At 66.3% G+C, this 25,512-nt stretch carries 28 protein-coding genes; 19 read left to right on the forward strand and 9 right to left on the reverse strand.

Annotation, left to right across the window (positions count from 1 at the left end):
• Positions 1-41 precede the first annotated feature (41 nt).
• The 6 genes from OG976_RS21710 (at position 42) to OG976_RS21735 (ending at position 5,208) form a co-directional block, all read left to right on the forward strand.
• Entirely contained in the window at positions 42-584 is a 543-nt protein-coding gene (locus tag OG976_RS21710; RefSeq protein WP_328353444.1) for an NAD(P)H-dependent oxidoreductase, read from the forward strand.
• A 454-nt stretch (positions 585-1,038) separates the two neighbouring features.
• Positions 1,039-1,281: a redoxin NrdH gene (locus tag OG976_RS21715; RefSeq protein ID WP_328353447.1), complete on the forward strand. Its 243-nt coding sequence runs from the start codon at positions 1,039-1,041 to the stop codon at positions 1,279-1,281.
• A gap of 26 nt (positions 1,282-1,307) precedes the next feature.
• Positions 1,308-1,787: a class Ib ribonucleoside-diphosphate reductase assembly flavoprotein NrdI gene (gene nrdI, locus OG976_RS21720; RefSeq protein WP_328363871.1), complete on the forward strand. Its 480-nt coding sequence runs from the start codon at positions 1,308-1,310 to the stop codon at positions 1,785-1,787.
• On the forward strand, positions 1,754-3,919 hold the full coding sequence (gene nrdE, locus OG976_RS21725) for a class 1b ribonucleoside-diphosphate reductase subunit alpha (protein WP_328353450.1): 2,166 nt from the start codon (positions 1,754-1,756) through the stop codon (positions 3,917-3,919). The genes nrdI and nrdE overlap by 34 nt, the downstream gene beginning before the upstream one ends.
• Before the next feature lie 29 nt (positions 3,920-3,948).
• The gene (locus OG976_RS21730) at positions 3,949-4,704 is read left to right on the forward strand and encodes an NUMOD3 domain-containing DNA-binding protein (RefSeq protein ID WP_328353453.1); all 756 of its coding nucleotides are present in this window, start codon (positions 3,949-3,951) and stop codon (positions 4,702-4,704) included.
• A gap of 114 nt (positions 4,705-4,818) precedes the next feature.
• The gene (locus OG976_RS21735; RefSeq protein WP_328353456.1) at positions 4,819-5,208 is read left to right on the forward strand and encodes a VOC family protein; all 390 of its coding nucleotides are present in this window, start codon (positions 4,819-4,821) and stop codon (positions 5,206-5,208) included.
• Between the two features lie 8 nt (positions 5,209-5,216).
• Here OG976_RS21735 and OG976_RS21740 read toward each other — a convergent pair whose 3' ends face one another.
• On the reverse strand, positions 5,217-5,597 hold the full coding sequence (locus OG976_RS21740; RefSeq protein WP_328353459.1) for a DUF5997 family protein: 381 nt from the start codon (positions 5,595-5,597) through the stop codon (positions 5,217-5,219).
• A 28-nt stretch (positions 5,598-5,625) separates the two neighbouring features.
• Between OG976_RS21740 and OG976_RS21745 the strand changes: the two genes are divergently transcribed.
• Genes OG976_RS21745 through ygiD form a run of 3 tightly spaced genes read left to right on the forward strand, consistent with a single transcriptional unit; the run spans position 5,626 to position 8,133 of the window.
• Positions 5,626-6,348: a LysR family transcriptional regulator substrate-binding protein gene (locus OG976_RS21745; protein ID WP_328353462.1), complete on the forward strand. Its 723-nt coding sequence runs from the start codon at positions 5,626-5,628 to the stop codon at positions 6,346-6,348.
• 57 nt (positions 6,349-6,405) lie between these two features.
• Positions 6,406-7,293 carry a phytanoyl-CoA dioxygenase family protein gene (locus tag OG976_RS21750; RefSeq protein ID WP_328353465.1) on the forward strand — a complete coding sequence of 296 codons (888 nt, stop codon included), beginning with the start codon at positions 6,406-6,408 and terminating at the stop codon, positions 7,291-7,293.
• A 54-nt stretch (positions 7,294-7,347) separates the two neighbouring features.
• The gene (gene ygiD, locus OG976_RS21755) at positions 7,348-8,133 is read left to right on the forward strand and encodes a 4,5-DOPA dioxygenase extradiol (protein ID WP_328363874.1); all 786 of its coding nucleotides are present in this window, start codon (positions 7,348-7,350) and stop codon (positions 8,131-8,133) included.
• 6 nt (positions 8,134-8,139) lie between these two features.
• Here ygiD and OG976_RS21760 read toward each other — a convergent pair whose 3' ends face one another.
• Entirely contained in the window at positions 8,140-8,655 is a 516-nt protein-coding gene (locus tag OG976_RS21760; RefSeq protein WP_328353468.1) for a hypothetical protein, read from the reverse strand.
• 9 nt (positions 8,656-8,664) lie between these two features.
• Positions 8,665-9,843, reverse strand: coding sequence for an NAD(P)/FAD-dependent oxidoreductase (locus tag OG976_RS21765; protein ID WP_328353471.1), 1,179 nt, complete (start codon positions 9,841-9,843; stop codon positions 8,665-8,667).
• A gap of 153 nt (positions 9,844-9,996) precedes the next feature.
• Between OG976_RS21765 and OG976_RS21770 the strand changes: the two genes are divergently transcribed.
• The 3 genes from OG976_RS21770 (at position 9,997) to nrdF (ending at position 13,490) form a co-directional block, all read left to right on the forward strand.
• Positions 9,997-10,734 (forward strand): TetR/AcrR family transcriptional regulator, encoded by a 738-nt coding sequence (locus tag OG976_RS21770; protein ID WP_328353474.1) that lies wholly within the window; start codon positions 9,997-9,999, stop codon positions 10,732-10,734.
• A 65-nt stretch (positions 10,735-10,799) separates the two neighbouring features.
• On the forward strand, positions 10,800-12,353 hold the full coding sequence (locus OG976_RS21775) for a flavin-containing monooxygenase (RefSeq protein ID WP_328353477.1): 1,554 nt from the start codon (positions 10,800-10,802) through the stop codon (positions 12,351-12,353).
• A gap of 162 nt (positions 12,354-12,515) precedes the next feature.
• A complete protein-coding gene (nrdF, locus tag OG976_RS21780) occupies positions 12,516-13,490 on the forward strand; it encodes a class 1b ribonucleoside-diphosphate reductase subunit beta (protein ID WP_328353480.1) in 975 nt (324 codons plus the stop codon).
• A 22-nt stretch (positions 13,491-13,512) separates the two neighbouring features.
• Here nrdF and OG976_RS21785 read toward each other — a convergent pair whose 3' ends face one another.
• Complete coding sequence (locus OG976_RS21785) at positions 13,513-14,358, reverse strand: MlaE family ABC transporter permease (RefSeq protein ID WP_328353483.1); 846 nt, start codon at positions 14,356-14,358, stop codon at positions 13,513-13,515.
• A gap of 152 nt (positions 14,359-14,510) precedes the next feature.
• Positions 14,511-15,317, reverse strand: coding sequence for a hypothetical protein (locus OG976_RS21790; RefSeq protein ID WP_328353486.1), 807 nt, complete (start codon positions 15,315-15,317; stop codon positions 14,511-14,513).
• A 94-nt stretch (positions 15,318-15,411) separates the two neighbouring features.
• Here OG976_RS21790 and OG976_RS21795 point away from each other — a divergent pair, with 94 nt between their 5' ends.
• Positions 15,412-15,744 carry a DUF3349 domain-containing protein gene (locus OG976_RS21795; protein WP_328353489.1) on the forward strand — a complete coding sequence of 111 codons (333 nt, stop codon included), beginning with the start codon at positions 15,412-15,414 and terminating at the stop codon, positions 15,742-15,744.
• Here the strand turns inward: OG976_RS21795 and OG976_RS21800 are convergent.
• From OG976_RS21800 to OG976_RS21810, 3 genes are all read right to left on the reverse strand, one after another.
• Positions 15,741-16,793: an NAD(P)-dependent alcohol dehydrogenase gene (locus tag OG976_RS21800; protein ID WP_328353492.1), complete on the reverse strand. Its 1,053-nt coding sequence runs from the start codon at positions 16,791-16,793 to the stop codon at positions 15,741-15,743. The two genes, OG976_RS21795 and OG976_RS21800, sit on opposite strands and share 4 nt — an antisense overlap.
• A 129-nt stretch (positions 16,794-16,922) precedes the next feature.
• Entirely contained in the window at positions 16,923-17,198 is a 276-nt protein-coding gene (locus OG976_RS21805) for a YciI family protein (RefSeq protein ID WP_328353495.1), read from the reverse strand.
• Positions 17,199-17,254: 56 nt separating this feature from the next.
• Positions 17,255-18,319, reverse strand: coding sequence for an iron-siderophore ABC transporter substrate-binding protein (locus OG976_RS21810; protein WP_328363877.1), 1,065 nt, complete (start codon positions 18,317-18,319; stop codon positions 17,255-17,257).
• 199 nt (positions 18,320-18,518) lie between these two features.
• On the opposite strand from OG976_RS21810, the gene ctaD reads away from it, so the two are divergent.
• Together ctaD and serB are read left to right on the forward strand one after the other, a co-directional pair.
• Complete coding sequence (gene ctaD, locus OG976_RS21815) at positions 18,519-20,261, forward strand: aa3-type cytochrome oxidase subunit I (protein WP_328353498.1); 1,743 nt, start codon at positions 18,519-18,521, stop codon at positions 20,259-20,261.
• Between the two features lie 24 nt (positions 20,262-20,285).
• A complete protein-coding gene (gene serB, locus OG976_RS21820) occupies positions 20,286-21,518 on the forward strand; it encodes a phosphoserine phosphatase SerB (protein ID WP_328353501.1) in 1,233 nt (410 codons plus the stop codon).
• 6 nt (positions 21,519-21,524) lie between these two features.
• Here serB and yczR read toward each other — a convergent pair whose 3' ends face one another.
• Complete coding sequence (yczR, locus tag OG976_RS21825; protein WP_442930370.1) at positions 21,525-22,970, reverse strand: MocR-like transcription factor YczR; 1,446 nt, start codon at positions 22,968-22,970, stop codon at positions 21,525-21,527.
• 64 nt (positions 22,971-23,034) lie between these two features.
• On the opposite strand from yczR, the gene OG976_RS21830 reads away from it, so the two are divergent.
• From OG976_RS21830 to OG976_RS21845, 4 genes are read left to right on the forward strand one after another with little or no spacing between them, the layout of a single operon-like run.
• Positions 23,035-23,202 carry a hypothetical protein gene (locus OG976_RS21830; protein WP_328353507.1) on the forward strand — a complete coding sequence of 56 codons (168 nt, stop codon included), beginning with the start codon at positions 23,035-23,037 and terminating at the stop codon, positions 23,200-23,202.
• On the forward strand, positions 23,199-23,894 hold the full coding sequence (gene yczE, locus OG976_RS21835; RefSeq protein WP_328353510.1) for a membrane protein YczE: 696 nt from the start codon (positions 23,199-23,201) through the stop codon (positions 23,892-23,894). The genes OG976_RS21830 and yczE overlap by 4 nt, the downstream gene beginning before the upstream one ends.
• The gene (locus OG976_RS21840) at positions 23,837-24,694 is read left to right on the forward strand and encodes an ABC transporter ATP-binding protein (protein WP_328353513.1); all 858 of its coding nucleotides are present in this window, start codon (positions 23,837-23,839) and stop codon (positions 24,692-24,694) included. Before yczE ends, OG976_RS21840 begins: the two co-directional genes overlap by 58 nt.
• Positions 24,691-25,512, forward strand: coding sequence for an NUDIX hydrolase (locus OG976_RS21845; RefSeq protein ID WP_328353516.1), 822 nt, complete (start codon positions 24,691-24,693; stop codon positions 25,510-25,512). Before OG976_RS21840 ends, OG976_RS21845 begins: the two co-directional genes overlap by 4 nt.

A 25,512-nucleotide genomic window follows, 5' to 3' on the forward strand; every position in this document is an offset into this window, starting at 1 on the left:
TACCTCGTGCGAAGATCCGAACACAACGGAAGGAAACGGACATGGCGGACATCAAGGTCCTGGTTTTGGTAGGTAGCCTGCGGGCGGCATCGGTCAATCGGCAGCTGGCCGAACTGGCAGTGGAATCGGCGCCGGAAGGCGTCAGCGCCAGCATCTATGAGGGGCTTGGCGAGCTTCCCTTCTATAACGAGGACCTCGATACCGAGGACGCGCCGGCCGCGGTAGTCGCATTGCGTGCGGCGGCCGCCGACGCCGACGCCACCCTGGTGGTCACCCCGGAGTACAACGGCAGCATCCCGGGCGTGCTCAAGAACGCCATCGACTGGTTGTCGCGGCCCTACGGCAACGGCGCGCTGAACGGCAAGCCGCTGGCCGTCATCGGAGCGGCACTGGGCCAGTACGGCGGAGTGTGGGCGCACGACGAGACGCGCAAGTCCTTCGGCATCGCCGGTCCGCGCGTGGTGGAGGCGATCGGCCTGTCCGTGCCGACCCCGACCTTCGACGGCAAGCACCCGCGGGAGACCGCCGAGGTGGCCGCCGCCGTGCGCGACGCGGTGGGCAAGCTCGCCGCCGAGGTGAGCTGAACCGTTCGGCATCAGCCGCCAGTGAGTCGCCGCGACTCACTGGCGGTTTTGCTGTTTATGGGGGGCCCGTGGGCCGCTGCCGGCGGGATGTGTCGGACCCTGCTGATAGACCTGAACTCAGCGATGCTGAAACGGCGTGTTGTGACATGCGACACGCCGTCGACGAAGGTGTCGGAGGGCTTACGACCTGGGAATTTCATATTTGTCATTCAGAACATGTTGTATCTCTTCTCGTTGTCGGCCACTAGGTGTAGTGTCTGAGACGCCGAAAGACCACAAGATTCACAGGTTCGCCGGAGCGCCGAAATCGGGACTTGAGTGCCGATCCGGACCACTCCAAAGGCTGGGAATGCCGGGGTCTGGCAGCGAGCTGAATATCCGTGAGTGCCTGCGCACAGCCAGTCCCGTAACCGACTTGAGTCCATCTCCATGTTTCGCCGAGGAGTCACCGAAGATGACCATCACCGTGTACACCAAGCCCGCGTGCGTGCAGTGCAATGCCACCTACAAGGCATTGGACAAAGAGGGCATTACCTACGACATCGTCGACATCACCGAGGTGCCCGAGGCGCGTGATTTCGTGATGGCCCTGGGCTACCTGCAGGCGCCCGTCGTCGTGGCCGGCAGCGATCACTGGTCCGGATTCCGGCCCGATCGCATCAAGGCTCTTGCCGGCGGCGTCGCAGTCAGCGCCTGACTCCCCAGGCGCCACTGGAGAACGTGATGAATCCGGATGGCAGCCTCCCGGAGGGACCGGCGCGGTTGGTGTACTTCTCCAGCGTTTCGGAGAACACCCACCGCTTCGCGGTCAAGCTGGGGCTGCCCGCCATCCGGATTCCCCTGCACGACCGCATCGAGGTGCAACGTCCGTACGTCCTGCTCCTGCCGACCTACGGTAAGGGCCGGGGGGACAGCCCCACCCTCGATGCCAAGGGCTATGTGCCCAAGCAGGTCATCGCGTTCTTGAACAACCCGCACAATCGGGCCCTGATCCGCGGAGTGATCGGGGCCGGCAACACCCAATTCGGTGCCGAGTACTGCTTTGCGGCCAGCCTGGTCTCACACAAGTGCGACGTGCCACTGCTTTACCGATTCGAAATGATGGGAACCGTAGAGGACGTGGAAGCCGTCCGTGCGGAACTGGCTGAATTCTGGAAGGACGAGGACACGTGCCACCAACGGTCACAGCTGCTGAGCCTGTAGCCCCGACGCACGCGTTGCCGGGGGAGACTGACTACCACGCGCTCAACGCGATGCTGAACCTGTACGACGCTGACGGCAACATCCAGTTCGAGATGGACAGGCTGGCCGCGCGCCAGTACTTCCTCGAACACGTCAACCAGAACACGGTCTTCTTCCACAACCAGGACGAGAAGCTCGACTATCTGGTGCGAGAGAACTACTACGAGCGCGAGGTGCTCGACCAGTACTCGCGCAACTTCGTGAAGTCGCTGCTGGATCGGGCCTTCGCCAAGAAGTTCCGGTTCCCGACGTTCCTGGGTGCGTTCAAGTACTACACGTCCTACACGCTGAAGACCTTCGACGGGAAGCGCTATCTCGAGCGCTTCGAGGACCGCGTGGTGATGGTGGCGCTGACGCTGGCCGCCGGTGACACGATGCTGGCCGAGAAGCTGGTCGACGAGATCATCGACGGACGGTTCCAGCCGGCCACCCCGACGTTCCTCAACTCGGGCAAGAAGCAGCGCGGCGAGCCGGTGAGCTGCTTCCTGCTGCGCATCGAGGACAACATGGAGTCGATCGGCCGCTCGATCAACTCCGCACTGCAGCTGTCCAAGCGCGGTGGTGGAGTGGCGTTGCTGCTGACCAACATTCGCGAGCACGGCGCCCCGATCAAGAACATCGAGAACCAGAGCTCCGGTGTCATCCCGATCATGAAGCTGCTGGAGGACTCGTTCTCCTACGCCAACCAGCTCGGAGCCCGACAGGGTGCCGGGGCGGTGTACCTGCATGCGCATCATCCCGACATCTACCGCTTCCTGGACACCAAGCGGGAGAACGCCGACGAGAAAATCCGCATCAAGACGCTCAGCCTCGGTGTGGTCATTCCCGACATCACCTTCGAGCTGGCGAAGAAGAACGAGGACATGTACCTGTTCTCGCCGTACGACGTCGAGCGGGTGTACGGCGTGCCGTTCGCCGACATCTCGGTGACCGAGAAGTACCACGAGATGGTCAACGACGGCCGGATCCGCAAGACGAAGATCAAGGCGCGCGAGTTCTTCCAGACGCTGGCCGAGCTGCAGTTCGAGTCGGGCTACCCGTACATCATGTTCGAGGACACGGTGAACCGGGCCAACCCGATCGACGGCAAGATCACGCACTCGAACCTGTGCTCGGAGATCCTGCAGGTCTCGACGCCGTCGCAGTTCAACGAGGATCTGTCGTATTCCAAGGTGGGCAAGGACATTTCCTGCAACCTGGGCTCGCTGAACATCGCCAAGGCGATGGACTCGCCGGACTTCGCGCAGACCATCGAGGTGGCAATCCGCGGGTTGACCGCCGTCAGCGACCAGACGCACATCTGGTCGGTGCCGTCGATCGAGCAGGGTAACAACGACTCGCACGCCATCGGCCTTGGTCAGATGAACCTGCACGGATACCTTGCGCGCGAACGGATTTACTACGGCTCCGACGAGGGCATCGACTTCACCAACATCTACTTCTACACGGTGCTCTACCACTGCCTACGGGCGTCGAACAAGATCGCCATCGAGCGCGGGACGACCTTCAAGGGCTTCGAGAAGTCGACGTACGCCAGTGGTGAATTCTTCGACAAGTACCTCGAGCAGGTGTGGGAGCCCCAGACCGACAAGGTCCGGACGCTGTTCGCCGACGCCGGCATCCACATCCCGACGCATGAGGATTGGAAGCGGCTCAAGGAGTCGGTGCAGGCGCACGGTATCTACAACCAGAACCTGCAGGCCGTCCCGCCGACCGGGTCGATCTCCTACATCAACCACTCGACGAGTTCGATCCACCCGATCGCGTCGAAGGTCGAGATCCGCAAGGAAGGCAAGATCGGCCGCGTCTACTACCCGGCGCCCTACATGACCAACGACAACCTGGACTACTACCAGGACGCGTACGAAATCGGTTACGAGAAGATCATCGACACCTACGCCGCGGCCACCCAGCATGTGGACCAGGGGCTGAGTCTGACGCTGTTCTTCAAGGACACCGCCGACACACGCGAGGTCAACAAGGCCCAGATCTACGCCTGGCGCAAGGGAATCAAGACGCTGTACTACATCCGCCTGCGGCAGATGGCGCTGGAAGGCACTCAGGTGGAAAATTGCGTCAGCTGCATGTTGTGACGGCTGGTCGCTAACAACGCGGTGGCTGCGTGGCAAACGAAATTCCGACCGGAGGCGTGATCTATGGGATCAGGCTCCGGTCGGAGTTCGTCTATCGCTATGTAGGACTCACGACCAAATCCGCCGAGCTGCGCCTGCGGCAACATCTGAAAATTGCTCGGTCTGGTAGGAAGACGCCGTTTTACGATTGGCTTCGCGCCCATCAGGGCGATGAATTTGATGTCGATCTGCTCGACTGCGTAGAAGGTCTCGACGAGCTCGGTCGGGAAGAGATCTTCTGGATCAGATTGCTTCGCCAGGACGGGCACCCGCTGCTCAATCTGTCCGAAGGCGGACTCGGTCCTATGGGTATCGAGTGGACCGCCGAGATGCGCGAGTCCGCGAGGATCCGATCGACGGGACGCAAGGGTGTCAGCAGATACGCTGCAGACAACCCTTTCTACGGACAGACTCACGCGGCGGAACAGCGTGCGAAGTGGTCCAAGAATCGAAAGGGGCAGAACGCGGGACCTGCTAACCCCAACTTCGGAAAGTTCGGAATCGATCACCCAGGTTTCGGTCGAGTCATGTCGCAAGAGGCTCGCGAAGCGCTGGCCGAGCAGAGGCGAGGCGCGGGCAACCCGAACTACGGGCGTCGAGCGAGCGATGAGACCCGCGCGAAGATGTCAGCTGTGCGTAAGGGGCGCCCAAGGCCGTCAAGTAAACGCAGCGCACACACGCGGCACCATACGAATCGGGGGATCAAGAAGGACACGTGCCGGTACTGCATTGAAGATTCGGGTTGAAGCCACGGGAATCCTCAGCACGCAACGCGCGTTCCCCGATGAGATTCGCGCGCCTGTCGGGTCTATGTCTCCGACGGCATCCAGAAGGATCCCGCAGAGGCCACGGAGGCACTCATGCACTCAATGCTGTTCGTCAACCTGCCCGTCGCCGACGTCGAGCGCTCGCGAAAGTTCTTCTCTGATCTCGGCTACGCGGTCAACGAACAGTTCAGCGGTGAGAGCGCGGTCACGCTTGTGCTGGGTGACAACCAGTTCGCCATGCTGCTGCAGCGTGAGGCCTTCGACTCGCTGCATCCGGTGGAGACCGCCGACGCGGCCACGATCAAAGAATGCGTCGTCTGCCTCGGCGTCGACAGTCGTGATGGGGTGGACGCTCTGGTGAATCGCGCCATCGCCGCGGGCGGCATTGACGGGGATTCCGAGGACCACGGGTCCATGTATGGGCGCAGCTACAACGACCTTGACGGTCACTCGTGGCAGATCTTCTGGACCGACGACGCGTGAACGCTGCCTCAGCGGGCCTTCTCGGCGCGTAGTGCCTTGAGGCGCCGCTCCTCGCTGAGCACCGCCTGGTAGCTCTCGCGTTCGGCGATCAGCCAGTCCGGCTTCTCGGCGAGCAGCGCGTCGATCTGCTCGGTGGTCAGCGCCTCGGTGACACCGCCACGGGTGAGGCCGGAGATCGAGATGCCCAGCTTGGCCGCCACCAGGTTCTTCGGATGCGGCCCGTTCTTGCGGAGGTCCTTGAGCCACTGCGGCGGGTCCGCCAGCAGGGCGGCCAGCTCGTTGCGGGTGGTCGCATTCTGCTGGAATTCCGGCGGTGTCGCGGGCAGGTACACGTCCAGCTTCTTGGCCGCCGTGGCGGGTTTCATGGACTGCGCGTTCGGCCGGCTCATGGCCTGAGCTTATCGGTAGCCTGATGCGGTGGTTTCGCCCTCACTGTCCTCACTCACCCTCGGGTATGTCCCCGGGGTGACGCCGGCGAAGTGGGCGCGGATCTGGGCGCAGCGCCACCGTGAGACGTCACTGCGGTTGTGCACCGTTTCCGCCGCCGATGCAGCCGCCGAAGTGCGCGCCGGGACAGTCGATTTGGCGCTGCTGCGGCTGCCGGCCGACACCTCAGCCTTGGCCGTCATCCCGATCTACGAGGAGACGACGGTGGCGGTGGTGCCGACCGATCACCTCCTGAGTGCAGCCGACGAGATCTCGACCGCGGATCTCCGCGATGAGCCGACGCTGCTGCCACTCGACGACGTCGTCGCGTGGGTGGACGCGCCCGGCGTCCCGGTCGAGCATCGACCCGAAACCACCACGGACGCAATACAACTCGTCGCCGCAGGACTGGGCGTGCTCGTCGTCCCGCAGTCGCTGGCCCGGCTGTATCACCGCAAGGATCTCACCTATCGCCCGATCGTCGACGGGCCGACGTGCACGGTGGCGCTGGCCTTCCCGGCGGGGCCGCCGTCGGCATTGGTCGAGGAGTTCACCGGGATCGTGCGGGGCCGCACAGCCGGTTCGTCGCGGGGTCAGGCCGAGCCGGCACCCAAGCGCACCGCGCGGGAGAAGACGCTGGCCAAGCAGGCCGCCCGCGCCGCCGCGGGCAAGGTGGCCCGCAAGCCCGGCTCGACCAAACGGCGCCAGCCGTAACGGGTGTGTGACCCTGTTTTACCTGGTCAACACACATGCTTCGAGATACTGAAAGCCATGACCGCGCTCACGCACGTTCCCGCCACCACCTCCCCGGCTGAACTTGCCGACCATCTCCGCCGCGACGGTTACGTCATCGTCGACAACCTGGTCCCGGAATCGTTGATGGACACCATCGGCGACGAACTGGGCCCCTATCTCGACTCGACGCCCATGGGTTACAACGCGATGATCGGTCAGAAGACCCGGCGCACCGGCGCACTGGTGGCCCGTTCGCCGGCCTGCCGCACGCTGATCCAGAATCCGAGCATCCTCGGTGTATGCCAGGGCTTCCTCGGCCACGCCAGCGCTTTCCAGCTGATGCTGACCCAGGTGATCTCGATCGAACCGGGCGAAACCGACCAGGCCCTGCACCGCGACCAGAACGCGTTCGACTTCTACCCGTTCCCCGACGACTACCACGTGCAGTGCAACACGCTGTGGGCGATGACCGACTACACCGCGGAGATGGGCGCCACCCGGGTGGTGCCGGGAAGTCAGGTCGGTGACAAGAAGCCGACTGACTACGCCGACGACGAGTGCCTGCACGCCGAGATGTCGCGCGGTTCGGTGCTGCTCTACTCCGGCAAGATCGTGCACAGCGGTGCCGCCAACCGCAGCCAGCAGGTTCGCCGTGCCATCAACGTCAACTACTGCGTCGGGTGGGTCCGCCAGGAGGAGAACCAATTCCTTTCGGTGCCAACCGAAGTCGCACGCACCCTCGACGACGACCTGCTGAAGCTGATCGGCTACCAGGAGGGCGCGTGGGCCATGGGCTACTTCCGCGACTTCGAGGACCCGCTGCGGGCGATCCGCGGCGACGCGGTCGCCTACGGTTTCGACGCCGCCAAGCTCACCGGTGGCGCCGGTGCCGCGTACGCCAACCTGGTCACCCACAGCGAGTGACGCCGAGTAGCCGCTCGCGCCCGGCGACGGTTAACTAGACCCATGACCACCGCCATGCCTGCCGCCTTCATCGGGCACGGCAGCCCGATGAACGCGCTGGAGTCCAATCGCTACACCGCGGCCTGGCGTCAGTTCGGGCAGTCGGTGCTCGACGAATTCGGCAGGCCGCGCGCCATCCTGGCGATCAGCGCGCACTGGTACATCAACGCCACGGCGGTCACCGCGATGGCACAGCCGCGAACGATCCACGACTTCTACGGCTTTCCCACCGAACTCTTCGAGATGCAGTACCCGGCACCGGGTCTGCCGGATCTCGCCGAGGAGATCGCCGACGTGGTGGAGCCCACCTGGGTGGGCGCCGACCTCGACAGCTGGGGTATCGACCACGGCACCTGGTCGGTACTGGCGCACGCCTTCCCGGATTACTCGGTGCCGGTGGTCCAACTGTCGATCAACGCCTACAAGCCGCTGGAGTACCACCTCGAACTCGGCGCCAAGCTGGCATCGCTGCGCGAGCGCGGTGTCCTGATCGTCGGCAGCGGCAACGTCGTGCACAACCTGGGTGCGATGGAGCCCGCGATGGGGGAGAGTGGCTTCGACTGGGCGCAACGGTTCGACGACGTCGCGCGGGCCCAGATCCTCGACAATCCGTCGGAGGCGGCAGGGCTGCAGGCCGATGCCGACTACCGCGCGGCAGTGCCCACCCCTGATCACTTCATCCCGCTGCTCTACTTCGCCGGGCTGGTTGCCGCCCAGGACGACAAGCCCGCGGTGCTTACCGACGGCTGCGAGTACGGCTCGCTGTCGATGACGTCCTACACCCTGGGCGCGACCCTCTAGCGTTCGTCAGCCGATCAGCTCGGACCAGAACGGCACCGTCTGCCGCGGCGACGTAGCGGGCTTGCCGGTCCCGAACTCACTGTCGATATAGGTGGAAAGATCGCTGCCGCAGCAGGTTACGTCGGCCTGGTACACCGAGAACACGGGATTGCCGTGGCTGCCATGCCCGCCGGCGAGGTAGCGATTGGAATGCACCGGCACCAGTTGCGGCACCCGCGCCAGCTGGTATCTCGCGCTGCGCAGGGCGTCTTTCATCCGGGCCGGGCGCACGCCCCACCCGGCGCCCCAGAAGTCGCGCCATTCGACGGCGAACACGATTCCCTCGACGGGTAACTGCAACTGCTGGTGCAGGCTTCGTCGCGGCGCGTCGCGCCAATCGGGCCACGAATCCCCGATCGGCAGAGCAGTGCCCAGAAACGACCGGTGGTCGTCGGCGAACTCGAACCCGAATTCGTCCTCGATGCCCGCCAGCTCTGCGTCGGTGAGCCCAGGCGTGAGCGTCACCGCGCCGTCATCGACCATGCGGTCAGACTAGGTGTGCGACGGGCTTTGTTGCTTCTTGTACAGCGACTTGAGCAGGAAGTCGCGGAAGGTGTGGTTGTCGAGCAGCTTCAGACCCGTCCCGGCGACCTGCGGGTAGCCGGCGAGCTTGTTGAAGAAGCGGCCCCGCTTGTACTCCCGGCCCCACGCTGCTTCCATCCGCAGCTGGTAGTTGGTGAAGTCGTCGGGCCCGCCGTTCTCCAGCGCGGCCAGCGCGCACTCGCCGGCAGCCAGACCGGATTCGAGTGCCTTGGAGATGCCCGCACCGGACACCGGCTTGCCGGCACCCAGCGAGTCGCCGGCGAACAACACCCCGGGACGCCACGGCGGCCAGGCGGTGAAGCCCATCGGCAGTCGCCACGCCCGCACGGTCTTGTTCTTCTTCAATTCGTCGACCGACGGCAGCTCCCACTCGCGCGGCAGACTGTTGAGGAAGTCGCCGAAGAAATGGGTGGCGTTGATGGCCTGCCAGTTCTTGTAGCTGTTGACGTAGCCCAGCCCGATGTTGAACCGGCCGCCGCCCATCGGGAAAATCCAGCCGTAGCCGGGCAGTTGGTCGCCCTGGAACAGCAGCTTGAGGTAGATCTCGAAGCGGTCGGAGTCGGCCCGGTTGGCGTGCATCTCCGAGCGGATCGCGATCGCGGAGTAGCCGTTGTAGTCCGAGTCGATCTTCAAGGCCCGCTTGATGGGGGAGTAGGCGCCGTCGGCCGCGATGACCGCGTCGCCGTAGATCTTCTCGCCGTTCTTGAGGACCACGCCGATCACCCGGCCGCGTTCGTCGAGTTCCGGCCCGGCTACCTCGGCGCCCTGACGGACCACCGCGCCTGCGGACTCGGCGTGCTTGAGCAGCATCGTGTCCAGCTCGCTGCGGCTGGCGGTGTGGCCGTGGTCGGGCATGCCGGGACGTTGTGGGAAGGACAGGTCCCACTCCGAGGGCGAGTACACCGTCACACCGCTGATGCGGTGGAACTGCGACACCTCGTGGGCCAGGCCCATCTTCTGCAGATAGCTGACCGCGCGGGCGGTCAGGCCGTCACCGCAGGGCTTGTCGCGGGGGAACTCCGCTTTGTCCAGGACCACCACTTTGGCGCCGGTCTGCGCGGCCTGCCACGCTGCGGCGGAACCTGAGGGACCGCCGCCGGCAATCACCAGGTCGAATCGCTCGGTCACAACACCCCGTCTCACTCGATGGCCCGACTTGTCCGATGCTAGCTGAGAAAAGTGAACCTCTCCCGGCGGGAAAGCCCCCGAAGTAGGGACGAAATGGTGACCTCGCAAACAGTCTGTCCTGGTCAGCCGATACCGCCGGGTACAGTGCAGAACGTGCGCAGAGTGACGCGATCGCGGCCGGGGGGCGATTCGGGCAAAGTCGACGCGCGTAGCGAACGGTGGCGTGAGCACCGCAAGAAGGTCCGCGCGGAGATCGTCGACGCCTCGTTCCGGGCGATCGACCAGCGCGGCCCCGAAGTCAGCCTGCGTGAGATCGCCGAGGAAGCCGGCACCGCCAAGCCGAAGATCTACCGGCACTTCACCGACAAGTCCGATCTGTTCGCCGCGATCGGCGCCCGGCTGCGCGACATGCTGTGGACTGCGATCTTCCCCAATGTCGACTTCGCCAAGGACCCGGTCCGCGAGGTGATCCGCCGCAGCGTCGCCGAATACGTGAACCTCGTCGACCAGCACCCCAACGTGCTGCGCTTCATGCTGCAGGGCCGCTTCCCCGAGCAGTCCGAGTCCACGGTGCGGGCCCTCAACGAGGGACGCGAGATCACCATGGGTATCGCCGAGATGTTCAACCACGAACTGCGTGAGATGGAGCTCGACCCGGCGGCGCTGCAGCTGGCCGCCTCGGCGACGTTCGGTTCGGCTTCGGCGGCCACCGACTGGTGGCTGGGTGCCGACCCTGACAGCCCGCGGCGGATGCCGTCGGACGACTTCGTCAAACACTTGACGACGATCATGCTCGGCACCATCAACGGAACCGCCGAACTGCTGGGGATCGACCTCGACCAGAACCGGCCGATCCGCGACGCGATGCCGCGCCGCGCCGCCGTCAGCTGAGCGCACCGAATCCCGGGCCGAAAGACCCTTTAGCCGATACCGGCGGTATTGGGTATTTTGGTGGCATGACCGTCGCCGCATCGCAGGCCCCCACCGAATCCACGACCGCGGAGCCGGTGCATACCCGCGCGCTCGTCATCGGGACCGGATTCTCCGGCCTGGGAATGGCCATCGAACTGCAGCGCCGCGGCGTCGACTTCCTGATCCTGGAGAAGGCCGACGACGTCGGGGGCACCTGGCGGGACAACACCTACCCCGGATGCGCCTGCGATATCCCGGCACACCTGTATTCGTTCTCGTTCGAGCCCAAGGCGGACTGGAACCACATGTGGTCCTTCCAGCCCGAGATCCTGGCCTACCTCCGGGGCGTCACCGACAAGTACGGGCTGCGTCGCTACATCCGCTTCGGAGCCCACGTCGACCGGGCGCACTGGGACGACACCGAATACCGCTGGCATGTCTTCACCAAAGACGGCCAGGAGTACGTCGCGCAGTTCCTCATCTCCGGCGCCGGCGCACTGCACATCCCGTCCGTCCCCGACATCGAGGGGCTCGACGAGTTCGGCGGGTCGGCGTTCCACTCCGCGCAGTGGGACCACGACGTCGATCTCACGGGTAAGCGCGTCGCCGTGGTCGGCACCGGCGCCAGCGCCATCCAGATCGTGCCGCAGATCGTCGACCAGGTGGGGCAGTTGCAGCTCTACCAACGCACCCCGGCCTGGGTGCTGCCGCGGCGCAACGACGCGATCCCGGCCCGGCTGCGGGAGGCCTTCGCCAGCGTGCCCGGCGCCCGCGCGCTGGTGCGCAACGGCATCTACTGGTTCCAGGAGTCTCTGGGTTTCGCGATGACCAAGCGCCCCGCGCTGCTGACCCTCGGCGAGATGGCCGGCAAGTGGAACATTCGCCACCAGGTCCGCGACCCGCAGCTGCGCCGCAGGCTCACGCCGAGCTATCGCGTCGGCTGCAAGCGGGTCCTGTTCTCGGACAACTACTTCCGGGCGATCGCCAATCCCCGCTCGGAGCTGGTGACCGACGGGATCGCCCGGATCACCCGCACCGGAATCGTCACCACCGACGGAACCGAGCGCGACGTCGACGTCATCGTGTTCGCCACCGGGTTCCACGTCACCGACTCCTACACCTACGTCGACATCAAGGGCCTCGGCGGCGAGGATCTGGTGGACCGGTGGAACCGCGAGGGCGTCCAGGCGCACCGCGGGGTCGCGGTGGCCGACATGCCGAACCTGTTCTTCCTGCTGGGCCCCAACACCGGGCTGGGACACAACTCGGTGGTCTTCATGATCGAGTCCCAGATCGGCTACGTCGGGCAGGCGATCGCCGCGGTCGACAAGGCCGGAGCCCAGGCGCTGGCGCCGACCCGGGCGGCGCAGGACGCGTTCAACGCCGAGTTGCACGAGGACCTGGAGCGATCGGTGTGGAACACCGGCGGATGCAGCAGCTGGTACCTCGACGAGCACGGCAAGAACCGCACGCTGTGGAGCGGCATGACCTGGCAGTACTGGCTGGCGACGCGTTCGCTGAAACGCTCGGAGTACCGGTTCTCCGGCGTGCGCCCGCGCCGGTGGCCCAGGGTGTTTCGGCGGGCACTGGCCAGCTGAGCCGCCCCGACACGCCGACGGTGTCCGCCACGCGCGGCCGACCTGTGCGTTCGAGATCGGCGAAACACAACTTGTTGTGTTGCCGCCTGTTGTCGGACCCCAGGGGTAGTGTTTGGTCATCAGCCGGAAACGGGCAATACATCGTGGTGAAGTGGGGTTTCGGTGAGCGATGGGACGAAGCTGATCGACCGGGCAACGGCGATCAACTGGAACCGTGTCATTGATGAGAAGGACGCCGAGGTTTGGGACCGGCTGACCGGCAACTTCTGGTTGCCCGAAAAGGTGCCGGTGTCCAACGACATCCCGTCCTGGAACACGCTGACCGACGCCGAGAAGCAGCTGACCATGCGGGTGTTCACCGGCCTGACCCTGCTCGACACCATCCAGAGCACCGTGGGTTCGGTCAGCATGATCCCCGACGCGCTCACCCCGCACGAAGAAGCGGTGCTGACCAACATCACCTTCATGGAGTCGGTGCACGCCAAGAGCTACAGCTCCATCTTCTCCACGCTGTGCTCGACCGTCGACATCGACGAAGCCTTCCGCTGGTCGGAGGAGAACGTCAACCTGCAGCGCAAGGCGCAGATCATCCTCGACTACTACCGTGGCGACGACCCGCTCAAGCGCAAGATCGCCTCGGTGTTCCTCGAAGCGTTCCTGTTCTACTCCGGCTTCTACCTGCCGATGTACTGGTCGAGCCGGGCCAAGCTGACCAACACCGCCGACCTGATCCGGCTGATCATCCGCGACGAGGCGGTGCACGCCTACTACATCGGCTACAAGTTCCAGAAGGGGTATGCGCTCGCGAGCGAGGAGCGCAAGCAGGATCTCAAGGACTACGCCTACGAGCTGCTGTTTACCTTGTACGAGAACGAGATTGAGTACACCCAGGATCTCTACGACGCGGTCGGCCTGACCGAGGACGTCAAGAAGTACCTGCGCTACAACGCCAACAAGGCGCTGATGAACATGGGCTTCGAGGCGCTGTTCCCCAAGGACGAGACCGAGGTGAACCCGGCCATCCTGTCGGCGCTGTCGCCGAACGCCGACGAGAACCACGACTTCTTCTCCGGTTCGGGGTCGAGCTACGTGATCGGCAAGGCCGTCGTCACCGAAGACGACGACTGGGACTTCTAGGTCGACGACGTCTGGCGGGCGCTCAGCCCGCCAGATTGAACCTGCCTCCGCCGCCGTAGATGGCCAGCGAGATGAGCAGCGTCACCGACACGACGACGACCAGCGACGTGCGCACGGCATCGCCGGTCGCGACGCCGACACCTGAGGGTCCACCTGAGGCGAAGAAGCCGAAATAGGTGTGTATCAACAGGATTGCCAATGCCATCAAGATGGCCTGGGTGAACGACCACAACAGGTCGATCGGGTTGAGGAACGTCGAGAAGTAGTGGTCGTAGAGGCCCGCTGACTGCCCGAGCAGCGCGACGGTGGTGTAGCGGCTGGCCAGAAACGACAGGATGACCGCGACCGCGTAGAGCGGTGCGATCGACACCATTCCGGCGGCGATCCGGGTACTGACCAGAAACGCGATCGGCCGGATCGACATCGCTTCGAGGGCGTCGATCTCTTCACTGACCCGCATCGCCCCGAGCTGGGCGGTCACCCCCGCGCCGAACGTGGCGGCCAGACCGATCCCGGCGACCACCGGCGCCGAGATCCGCACGTTGATGAAGGCCGCGAGGAACCCGGTGAGCGCTTCGATACCGATATTGCCCAGCGAGCTGTAACCCTGCACGGCCAGCGTGCCGCCGGTGGCCACGGTCAGAAAGCCGACGACGACGAGCGTCCCGCCGATCATCGCCAGCACGCCGGCGCCCATGCTGATCTCGGCGATCAGCCGGACGATCTCAGTGCGGTACCAGCGCACCGCGTATGGGATGCCCGCAATCGCCCTGGCATAGAACAACGTCTGATCGCCGATGCGGCTCAACACCTTGCCCGGCCGCCCGAGGGCGTGGACGATTCCGGGGAAGACCGCCCGGTACGTCACGGGCGTTCACTGGCCCGTGCGCAACAGGCACCGTCATCGCATTGCCGAGGTCGTGGTGCCACCTAGCTCAAGGTCCTCGCATGGGGAAACGTCCTCTAGGGCCGTTCGTCCCGGGTGCGCGCGCCGAAAGGCTTCTCCATCCCAGGACGTGCTCAGGGACAGGAGTCCGTCAGTGGGTAGGGATTGACTGCCAGGGCTCGGGTGGCGCCGTCGACCAGCCACAGCGCACCCGGGTTGTTCAGCGCCGCTTGATAGGCGGTGACGGCGGCGTCGCCGGTCAGGTAGCCGCAGGACTGCGAGCGGCTCTGCGTACTGGGAGTCAGGAAACTGGCCGGCGGGGGACCGGGCCACACCGTCGTCGCGGCCGTAACGGCCGAGGGGGCTTCGACTTCGTAGACGGCGACACGGTCCGGCGTGTACGGCACCACGATTCCTGCCCCCGCCAGGCTCGTCGCCTCGGCGACCACCTCGCGCAGCGCGGCCCGCGCCCTCTGCGCAGCCGCGGTGACGTCCTTGTCGAAGCTGGGGTAGAAGGCGTACACGCTCGCCTTAGCAGGTGGGCCGTCCCCGTGCAGCAGCACTGTCGTCGTATCCATATCGGTCACGCCGGGTTGGCCGAAGTCTGTGCCGGAGTTGACGATTCCGCGACCCTGGGCCCACGACGCGAAGGACGCGACGGCAACCGGGTCGATCTGGTTGAGGTTGTAGCGCACCGGGACGGCATCCCCGGTGCTGGCGCCTGCGGCCGACAGGATCCGCCCGTCGCCGTGGATGATCAGCGACGGTGACTCCAGCGCGTAGACGACGGGCGGGATCAGCCCACCGCCGGAGCTGAGCAGGAACACGACTTGGTTGGCGGGCAGTGGCCCGGCCGCTGTGGCCGTCGCGTTCGCCGACAGCCCGCTCATCGCCAGCGCGATCAGCCCCGCGGTGAGCAGGCGAAACCACCTGAGCCTCATCCGGCCACTCTATGCGGTGAACGTGCGGTGAACCCCCGACCAACTGTGCAGCCGGTGCTGGCGCCGCCGGTCGTCGGCGGCGACACTGATCACCGTGACTTCGCCCTCGCTCGTCCACAAGGTCCTCAACTGGCTGCGCGCCGGTTATCCCAGCGGGGTTCCCGGGCCGGACCGGGTGCCGCTGCTGGCACTGCTTCGCAGCACTCCGCTGTCCGAGGATCAGGTCAAGGAGGTGGTCCGCGAGATCGCCGCAGCCGAGGCTGACGCGCAGGCCGGCCACCAGATCGACCACGACGAGATCGCCGCGTTCATCAAAGACGTGGCACACCACGACGCCGGTCCGGAGAACGTCCGCCGGGTGGCCGCGACCCTGGCGGCAGCGGGCTGGCCGCTTGCCGGGATCGACCTGGACGCCGACGAGAACTAGTTGTCGCGCAGCGACTCCGTGTCGATGACGAACCGGTAGCGGACGTCGCTGGCGATAACCCGTTCGTAGGCTTCGTTGATGTAATCCGGCTCGATCACTTCGATTTCGGAGCCGAGGTTGTGCTGGGCGCAGAAGTCCAGCATCTCCTGGGTTTCGGCGATACCACCGATCATCGAGCCCGACAGGTTGCGCCGCATACCCACCAGCGGGAAAGACGGCACGACGAGGGGGTTTTCGGGCAGACCGAGCTCGACGAACGTGCCGTCGAGGTCCAGCATCCCGAGGAACCGGCCCAGGTCGAGATCGGCTGAGACGGTGTTGAGGATCAGGTCGAAGGAGCTACGAAGCTTCTTGAAGGTGGCGGGGTCGCCGGTGGCGTAGTAGTGGCTGGCGCCCAACCGCAGGCCGTCCTCCATCTTCTTCAGCGACTGCGACAGCACCGTCACCTCGGCGCCCATCGCCGCTCCGAGCTTGACCGCCATATGGCCCAGGCCGCCGAGGCCCACGACGGCAATTCGCTTGCCGGGACCGGCATTCCAGTGCCGAAGTGGCGAATACGTCGTGATGCCTGCGCACAGCAGCGGTGCGGCGGCGTCCAGGCCGAGCCCCTCGGGGATACGCAGCACGTAGTTCTCGTCGACGACGATGCTGCCGCTGTAGCCGCCATAGGTGGGCAGACCGTCGCGGCCGATCGCGTTGTAGGTGCCGACGTTGCCGCCACCGGTGCAGTACTGCTCCAGGCCGGCCTTGCAGTTCTTGCACTCCCGGCACGAGTCGACGAAACAGCCCACGCCCACCCGGTCGCCGACCGCGAATGCGGAGACCTCGGAACCGACCGCGGTGACGATGCCGGCGATCTCGTGGCCGGGCACCACGGGGTAGCTGGGCTGGCCCCATTCGGCGCGCACGGTGTGGATGTCGGAGTGGCAGATGCCGGCGAAGTGGATGTCGAACTCGACGTCGTGCGGCCCGACATCGCGGCGGGTGACGGTGGTCTTGGCCAGCGGCTCGCTGGCCGATGTCGCTGCGTAGGCGGTAACTGTGCTCATCGTGTTCCTCGTATCGTCGTCTCAGTCAGCACTGATGTGCTTCAAGCGTCGGTAAATGGCGGCCCGCGACGGTGCGGCCGTAACCAGTAACCAAGTAGGGCGGGCGGATTAGTCCCGTCCGGGCGGACCCTAGAGCCCCGGTGCGCGGACTCCGCCGTTGAACGAGAGACGTTCGTAGCTGACGATACCGGCAAGCGTGTAGGGGTCGCGCGCGATGATGTCCTGGGCGTCCTCGACGGTGATGTCACCGGTGATCAGCACTCCACCGGCGCCGGAGTCCTGGCGGCCGGCCAGCAGGATGCGTCCCGCGGCGACTTCGTCGTTGAGCCAGGCGAGATGGGCGGGCCGGGTCTGGTCGATGACCTCGACCGGCTTGTCATAGTTGATCGTCAGCACATGGAACACAGGCGTTGACGTTAGTGCAGTTGCCGAACGGGCGTCCACGCTGCCGCACTTCGGCTTTAGTTGATCGGTGCGTTGAGCCAGCGCAGGTCGTCGATGATGCCGCGGGCGGCGATCACACCCTGGCCGGTCTGCCAGATCTCGTTGTTGACGATGAAAACCCGATTGTCGCGGTTGGCCGACAGCTTGCGCCACGCCGCGCTCTCCAGCACCGCCGGTGCCCGGTCCTTGGCCGCGGGCGAGGCGAACGACAGATAAAGGATGTCGCCGTCAGCCGGGGAGAAGTCCGGGGAGCGGTCGAGGTCGGCGTCGCTGATCCCGAACTCGACATAGGGCTTGTCGGTAAACCGTTGCGCCGCAGGCCGATCCACGCCGACGTCGGCGAGCACGCTGGCGGGGAAGTTGTCGGCGCCCCAGACCCGCATCGTGGTGTCGGTGAACTGGACGACGGAGGCCTGGAAGTGAGGGGCGTCGGTGGCGCCGCCGGCTTGCCGGGCGCGGTCGGTGAACGCCGCGATCACCTCGTCGGTGGCCTCGGTTCGTCCGGTCGCGGCACCGACGGTGCGCAGGTTGTCCTGCCACCGGGCGCCGGGAGCATCGGTGAACACCGTCGGCGCAATCGCCGCCAGCTGGGGGTAGGCCTGCGGCGTCAACCCCGCCGAGCCCAGGATGAGGTCGGGTTTGGCCGCCGCGATGGCGGCGAGGTCCGGAGCGCTGCGGGACCCGGCGCCGGGCACGTCGTGGATGACGGTGCCCAGGTAGGAGGGCTGGCTGTCCGCGCCGTCCGGCAGGGCGGCCGCGACGATCCGCGACTGCAGCCCCAGCGCGCACAGCGCGTCGAGCTCGTCACCGGCCAGCACGACGATGCGCTGCGGGTCTGCCACCACCGCCGTCTCTCCAGCGGCGTGCCGCACCGGTGGCGGGGGAGCGGGATCCAGCCGGGCCGGTTCAGGTGCGCAGGACTCGTCGGGCCGGCGCTGATTACCCAGGATTCCGGCGCCGGCGATCTTGGTGGTGCTGGTGACCACGCTGCCGGTGGCCGACGGCGGCGCCTGCGACGAGCCCGAACAGCCGCTGACGACGGTCACGGCGAGCGCCGTGAGGACCGCACCCGCGGACACCATCAGACCCGGAGCAAGACTGCGCGACCGCACGCCGCCGACCGTAACACCTGGCCGCAAACGCGCCGCTGAGCTGCGGACGGCGTGCTCGTGACGGTATTACGACGCAATGTAGGACCCACCCTCCGTACGGGCCCGCGTGAGGTTAGGATCAACACCATGTTCTCGGGGTGCTAACCGGGTACGGATATTTGGAGGACTGTTGACTGCCGTTGTGCCTTCACAGGGAGAACTCGAGGCCAAGCGTGCTTTTCCGGCGCGGATGGGCCCGAAGGGCAACCTGATCTACAAGCTGGTCACCACGACCGATCACAAGCTGATCGGGATCATGTACGTGGTCACGTGCTTTATCTTCTTCGCGCTCGGTGGCCTGATGGCGTTGTTCATCCGGGCCGAGTTGGCGGTTCCGGGACTGCAGTTCCTGTCCAACGAGCAGTACAACCAGCTGTTCACCATGCACGGCACGGCGATGCTGCTGTTCTACGCCACCCCGATCGTGTTCGGGTTCGCCAACCTGGTGCTGCCGCTGCAGATCGGCGCCCCTGACGTCGCCTTCCCGCGACTCAACGCGTTGTCGTTCTGGCTGTTCCTGTTCGGCGCGCTGATCGCGATGGCCGGCTTCATCACCCCGGGCGGCGCGGCTGACTTCGGCTGGACCGCCTACACCCCGCTCTCGGATGCCATCCATTCCCCGGGCGCCGGTGGCGACCTGTGGGTTCTCGGTCTGGCAGTCGGCGGTCTGGGCACCATCCTGGGTGCGGTCAACATGATCACCACCGTGGTCTGCATGCGTGCCCCCGGTATGACCATGTTCCGGATGCCGATCTTCACCTGGAACATCTTCGTCACGTCGATCCTGGTGCTGGTCGCCTTCCCGCTGCTGACCGCGGCGCTGTTCGGCCTGGCGGCTGACCGCCGCCTCGGCGCGCACATCTACGATCCGGCCAACGGCGGCACGATGCTGTTCCAGCATCTGTTCTGGTTCTTCGGCCACCCCGAGGTCTACATCATCGCGCTGCCGTTCTTCGGCATCGTTTCGGAGATCTTCCCGGTGTTCTCCCGTAAGCCGATCTTCGGCTACACCACCCTGATCTACGCGACGATCGCGATCGCCGCACTCTCGGTGGCGGTGTGGGCGCACCACATGTATGTCACTGGCGCGGTGCTGCTGCCGTTCTTCAGCTTCATGACATTCCTGATCGCCGTCCCGACGGGCATCAAGTTCTTCAACTGGATCGGCACGATGTGGAAGGGCCGGCTGACGTTCGAGACGCCGATGCTGTTCTCTATCGGCTTCCTGGTGACGTTCCTGCTCGGTGGTCTGTCCGGTGTGCTGCTGGCCAGCCCGCCGCTGGACTTCCACGTCTCCGACAGCTATTTCGTGGTGGCGCACTTCCACTACGTGCTGTTCGGCACGATCGTGTTCGCCACCTACGCCGGTGTGTATTTCTGGTTCCCGAAGATGATCGGCCGGATGCTCGACGAGCGGCTGGGCAAGCTGCACTTCTGGCTGACGTTCATCGGCTTCCACACCACCTTCCTGGTGCAGCATTGGGTCGGTGACGAGGGCATGCCGCGCCGCTACGCCGACTACCTGCCGTCCGACGGCTTCGAGACGCTCAACATCGTCTCGACCATCGGGGCGTTCATCCTCGGTGTGTCGGTGCTTCCGTTCTTCTGGAACGTCTTCAAGAGCTGGCGTTACGGCGAGGTCGTCACGGTCGACGATCCGTGGGGTTACGGCAACTCGCTGGAGTGGGCGACGTCCTGCCCGCCGCCGCGGCACAACTTCACCGAGCTGCCCCGAATCCGTTCGGAGCGCCCGGCATTCGAGTTGCACTACCCGCACATGGTGGAGCGGATGCGGGCTGAGGCCCACATCGGCCGCTCGCACGGCCCCTCCGACGGTGACGTGACGCGGCTGGACGAGAACGTCCGCACTTAGAACGGAAAGTAGCGCTCCCCAGGTATGACCAAGCACAAGGTGTCGGTGCTGATCACCGTCACCGGTGTCGATCAGCCAGGGGTGACGTCGGCGCTCTTCGAGGTGCTCTCGCGCCACGATGTGGAGCTCCTCAACGTCGAGCAGGTGGTGATTCGCGGGCGCCTCACGCTGGGTGTGCTGGTGTCGGGATGCCCGGAAGTGGCTGCCGGCACCACGTTGCGCACCGACGTGACCGAGGCGATCCACCGGGTCGGGCTCGACGTCACCATCGAGCCCAGCGATGACGTCCCGATCATCGGTGAGCCCTCCACCCACACCATCGTGGTGCTCGGGCGGCCCATCAGCGCTGCGGCGTTCGGCGTGGTGGCACGCGAGGCCGCCGGGCTGGGCGTCAACATCGACTTCATCCGGGGTGTCTCGGATTACCCGGTGACCGGTCTGGAGCTCCGGGCCTCGGTTCCGCCGGGCGTCGGCGGTGAGTTACGCACCGTGCTGGCCCGGGTCGCCGCCGAGCAGGGTGTCGACATTGCGGTGGAGAACTACAGCCTGGAGCGGCGGGCCAAGCGCCTCATCGTGTTCGACGTCGACTCGACCCTGATCCAGGGTGAGGTCATTGAGATGCTCGCCGACCGTGCCGGTGCGGGCGAAGCGGTTGCCGCGATCACCGAGGCGGCGATGCGCGGTGAGCTGGACTTCGCCGAGTCGCTGCATGCCAGGGTGGCCACGCTGGCCGGTCTGCCCGCTGAGGTCCTCGACGAGGTCAGCGAGCAGCTGGAGCTCACTGCGGGTGCCCGCACCACTATTCGGACGTTGCGCCGCTTGGGTTTTCACTGCGGTGTGGTCTCCGGCGGTTTCCGCCAGGTCATCGACCCGCTGGCCCACGAGCTGATGCTCGACTTCGTGGCCGCCAACGAGTTGGAGATCGTCGACGGCAAGCTCACCGGACGGGTGGTCGGGGAGGTCATCGACCGTGCCGGTAAAGCCAAGGCGCTGCGCGATTTCGCCCAGGCGGCCGGTGTCCCGATGGAGCAGACCGTCGCGGTCGGCGACGGCGCCAACGACATCGACATGCTCGCCGCGGCGGGCCTGGGTGTGGCGTTCAACGCCAAGCCGGCGCTGCGTGAGGTCGCCGACGCCTCACTGAGCCATCCCTACCTGGACACCGTGCTGTTCATCCTCGGGGTCACCCGCGCCGAGATCGAGGCGGCCGACGCCGTCGACGGTGTGCTGCGCCGGGTCGAGATCCCGCAGGAATAGCTCGTCCTAGACCACCACGGCCGACGGATCGGGTGTGGCCGAGCCGGTCACGCTGCGCCAGGCCCGGCTCAGCAGTGAAACAGCCTCGGTCAACTGGTCTTCGGGCAGCGTGTAGGGGATCCGGACGAAGCGCTCCAAGGTGCCGTCGACGCCGAACCGCGGCCCCGGTGGCAGTTCCACCCCGAGTCGGGATGCCGACGCGCACAGCGCAGAACTGATCGGTGCCGGCAGCCGCACCCAGATCGACATGCCGCCGCCACCGGGCAGCGGATGCCACTCCGGCAGATGCTCGTCGAGCAGATTCAGCAGCAGTGCGCGCCTGGCGCGCAGGATGTCGCGACGCTCGGGAAGGACGTCGTCGACGCGGTGGGTGAGAAGGTGTGCGGCAGCGAGCTGTTCGATCACCGAGGTACCCAGGTCGATCGAGGGCCGGATCGCGCGGATGGTGGCCAGGGTGCTCGGCTCGGCGCGGATCCATCCGATGCGCAGCCCGGCCCAGAACGACTTGGACAACGACCCCACCGTGATCACCAGGTCGGTGCGTGAGCTCATCGACGCGGCCAGCGGGGCCGGCACGGGCTCGTCGAGCCAGACGTCGGTCATGGTCTCGTCGACGATGGTGCGGGTACGAGTCTCGGAGATGATGGCCGCCAACCGTTTTCGGTCGGCAGCCGGCATCGACATACCGGTCGGGTTGTGGTTGTCGGGCACCAGGTAAGCCAGAGTCGGGGCGAGCTGGCGCACAGCGGCGTGCAGGGCCTCGATGTCCCAGCCGTCGCGGCTCAGCGCCACCGGGACCGGGCGCGCACCGGCGGTGGCGATCGCGGCGAGCGCCCCGTGATAGGTGGGCTGTTCGACGAGCACGCGGTCACCGGGTTGGGCGTAGGTGGTGAGAATGAGGGCGATCGCATGCTGGGCGCCGCTGGTCACCATGATCTGGTCGGGATCGGTGGCAAGCCCTCTGGCGCAGTACCGCTCGGCGATGGCGGTGCGCAGTGTCAGCACGCCGCGCAGGTCATGCCCGGTCTGCTGCAGGTAGGTCGCGGCCTGCCGGCTGGCCTCGATGAACGACTCCTGCACGGCGCTGGCAGGCGCGGCCAGGGCTGCGACGGCGAGGTTGACCGTCGGCGCCGACTCGGCGGAGATGGCCACCGGAGTGTGCGGAAGCGCGGTGGTCGCGCGGGCGCCACGGCGGGCATGCAGATAGCCGCTGTCGCGCAGGTCGGTGTAGGCGGCCGTGATCGTCGTTCTGGACACCCGCAGCGCCTCGGCCAGCGCGCGCTCGCTGGGCAGCCGCGAGCCGACCGGAAGGCGGCCGTCGACGATCAGCATGCGCAGCGCGTCACCGAGAGCCTGGTAGCTGGGTCCACTGCGGCTGGATGTGCGCCAGTTGCCCAGTTCGCGGGCCAAGAGGTCCGGATCGAGCACTCTGGTCGCCATAGCAGTCGTCATTTGAATGCCAGTATGGCCAGACTGGCTATTGATTGGCAAGCCAGTTAGGCCGAACGATGGAGGCATGAGTACCTGGCTTTCCCGACTGGCCGACCGGTGGGCGGCACTGCTCGACCCGCATGCCGGCCCCTGGAGTCCCACCTCACGCGAGTGGGGTGACGGCGACTCCGACCTGCGCCGCCAGCACAGCGATCTCGACGCCATTCGCGTGCGGTTCGCCGACCACCGATGAGTGCCGCAATCCGCGCGAGCGCCCTGCTGATCGGCTTGTGCTGTTACGGCTTCTCGATGGCGATGATGGTCCGGGCCGGCCTCGGGCTCGACCCGTGGGACGTCTTCCATCAGGGCCTGGCACGCCACACCCGGATGAGCATCGGAATGGCATCGGCCGTCGTCGGCGTCGTGGTCCTGCTGGCATGGATTCCGTTGCGCAACAAGCCCGGCATCGGAACCGTGGCCAACGTCATCGTCATCGCCGTCACCGTCGACGCGGGTCTTGCGTTATTGCGGGCACCGGAGACCATGTGGGTGCGGGTGGCGCTGATGCTGGGCGCCGTCCTGCTCAATGCGGTGGCCACCGTGCTCTACGTGGGGGCCGGCCTCGGTCCCGGGCCCCGTGACGGACTGATGACGGGACTCGTTGCGCGAAGCGGGCTTTCGGTGCGCCTGGTGCGTACCGGCATTGAGGCCACCGTGCTGGCCGGCGGCTGGCTGCTCGGCGGCAGCGTCGGAGTCGGCACGCTCATCTATGCCTTCGGTATCGGGCCGCTGGTTCAGCTCGTACTGCGGTTGACCCCGCGCTCGGTTCTGGCCCGCAGCGGGTGGGCGCCGATCGTCGCCGCCCCGGCAGGTGGGCCGGCACCCGAGTGCGGCACGATGGTGCGGTGTCCGACAACGCCGATGCGGTCGACCCCGACCTGCTGATCGACTTCCGGAAAGTCTCGCTGCGTCGCGGCGGCCGCACCCTGGTCGGACCCGTCACCTGGCAGGTCGAACTCGACGAACGCTGGGTGGTCATCGGACCCAACGGCGCGGGCAAGACCTCGCTTCTGCGCATCGCCGCCGCGATGGAACACCCGTCCTCGGGCAGCGCCTACGTCCTGGGCGAGCGGTTGGGCCGCGTCGACATGTCCGAACTGCGCCAGCGGGTCGGACTGAGTAGCTCGGCACTCTCGCAGCGGGTTCCCGACGACGAGGTGGTGCGCGACCTGGTGGTCTCGGCCGGCTACGCCGTGCTGGGCCGGTGGCGGGAGAACTATGAGGACATCGACTACGCCCAGGCCGTCGACATGCTCGAGAGCGTGGGCGCCGAGCATCTGGCCGAGCGGACCTACGGGACGCTGTCCGAAGGCGAACGCAAGCGGGTCCTCATCGCACGGTCGCTGATGACCGACCCGGAGCTGCTGCTGCTCGACGAACCGGCCGCCGGCCTGGACCTGGGCGGGCGCGAAGAACTGGTCTCCCGGCTGGCAGATCTGGCCGCCGACCCGGATTCGCCGGCCATGGTGCTGGTCACCCACCACGTCGAGGAGATACCGCCGGGCTTCAGCCACTGCCTGATCCTGTCCGAAGGCGAAGTGGTGGCCGCCGGACTGTTGCAGGACACCCTGACCGCGGACAACCTATCGTCGGCCTTCGGGCAGTCGATCGCGCTGGACACCATTGACGGCCGGTACTTCGCGCGGCGGGTGCGGACCCGCGCCGCGCACAGGAGGCGAGCATGACCGACAAGCCCGAACCGCTGCCGGTGCGGCCGGCCGCGACCGTGATGCTGATTCAGGACACCGCCGACGGGATCTCGGTGTTCCTGATGCGCCGGCACAGCGCCATGGAGTTCGCCGGCGGGGTGATGGTGTTCCCGGGCGGTGGCGTCGACGACCGCGACCGCAACTCCGGTATCGCCTGGTACGGACCGGGCCCGCATTGGTGGGCGCAGCGCTTCGGTATCGAAACCGATCTGGCCGAGGCGCTGGTGTGCGCGGCGGCGCGGGAGACGTTCGAGGAGTCCGGGGTGCTGTTCGCCGGGCCGGCCGACGACCCGGACGGCATCGTCGCCGACGCGTCGGTCTATCACCAGGCGCGTCCGGCCCTGGTGGACCGCAGCCTGTCGTTCTCCGACTTCCTGCGCGGCGAGAACCTCGTGCTGCGCGCCGACCTGCTGCGGCCGTGGGCCAACTGGGTGACCCCCGAGGAGGAGCGCACCCGCCGCTACGACACCTACTTCTTCGTCGGTGCCCTGCCGCACGGGCAGCGCGCCGACGGCCAGAACACCGAATCCGACCATGCGGCGTGGAGCAGCCCCGAGGCCGCCATCGAGGACTTCGCGCAGGGCCGGTCGTTCCTGCTGCCACCGACCTGGACCCAACTGGACTCTTTGGCCGGGCGCACGGTCGGCGAGGTGCTGGCCCTGGAACGTCAGATTGTCGCCGTCCAGCCCAATCTTGCTGTGCACGAAGGTAATTGGGAGATCGAGTTCTTCAACAGCGACCGGTATAACGCGGCTCGCAACCGGCGTGCCCCCCAGGGCTACGGCGGGGAGTGA

Origin of the sequence: Mycobacterium sp. NBC_00419 (genome assembly GCF_036023875.1) — a bacterium.
Taxonomy (GTDB): domain Bacteria; phylum Actinomycetota; class Actinomycetes; order Mycobacteriales; family Mycobacteriaceae; genus Mycobacterium.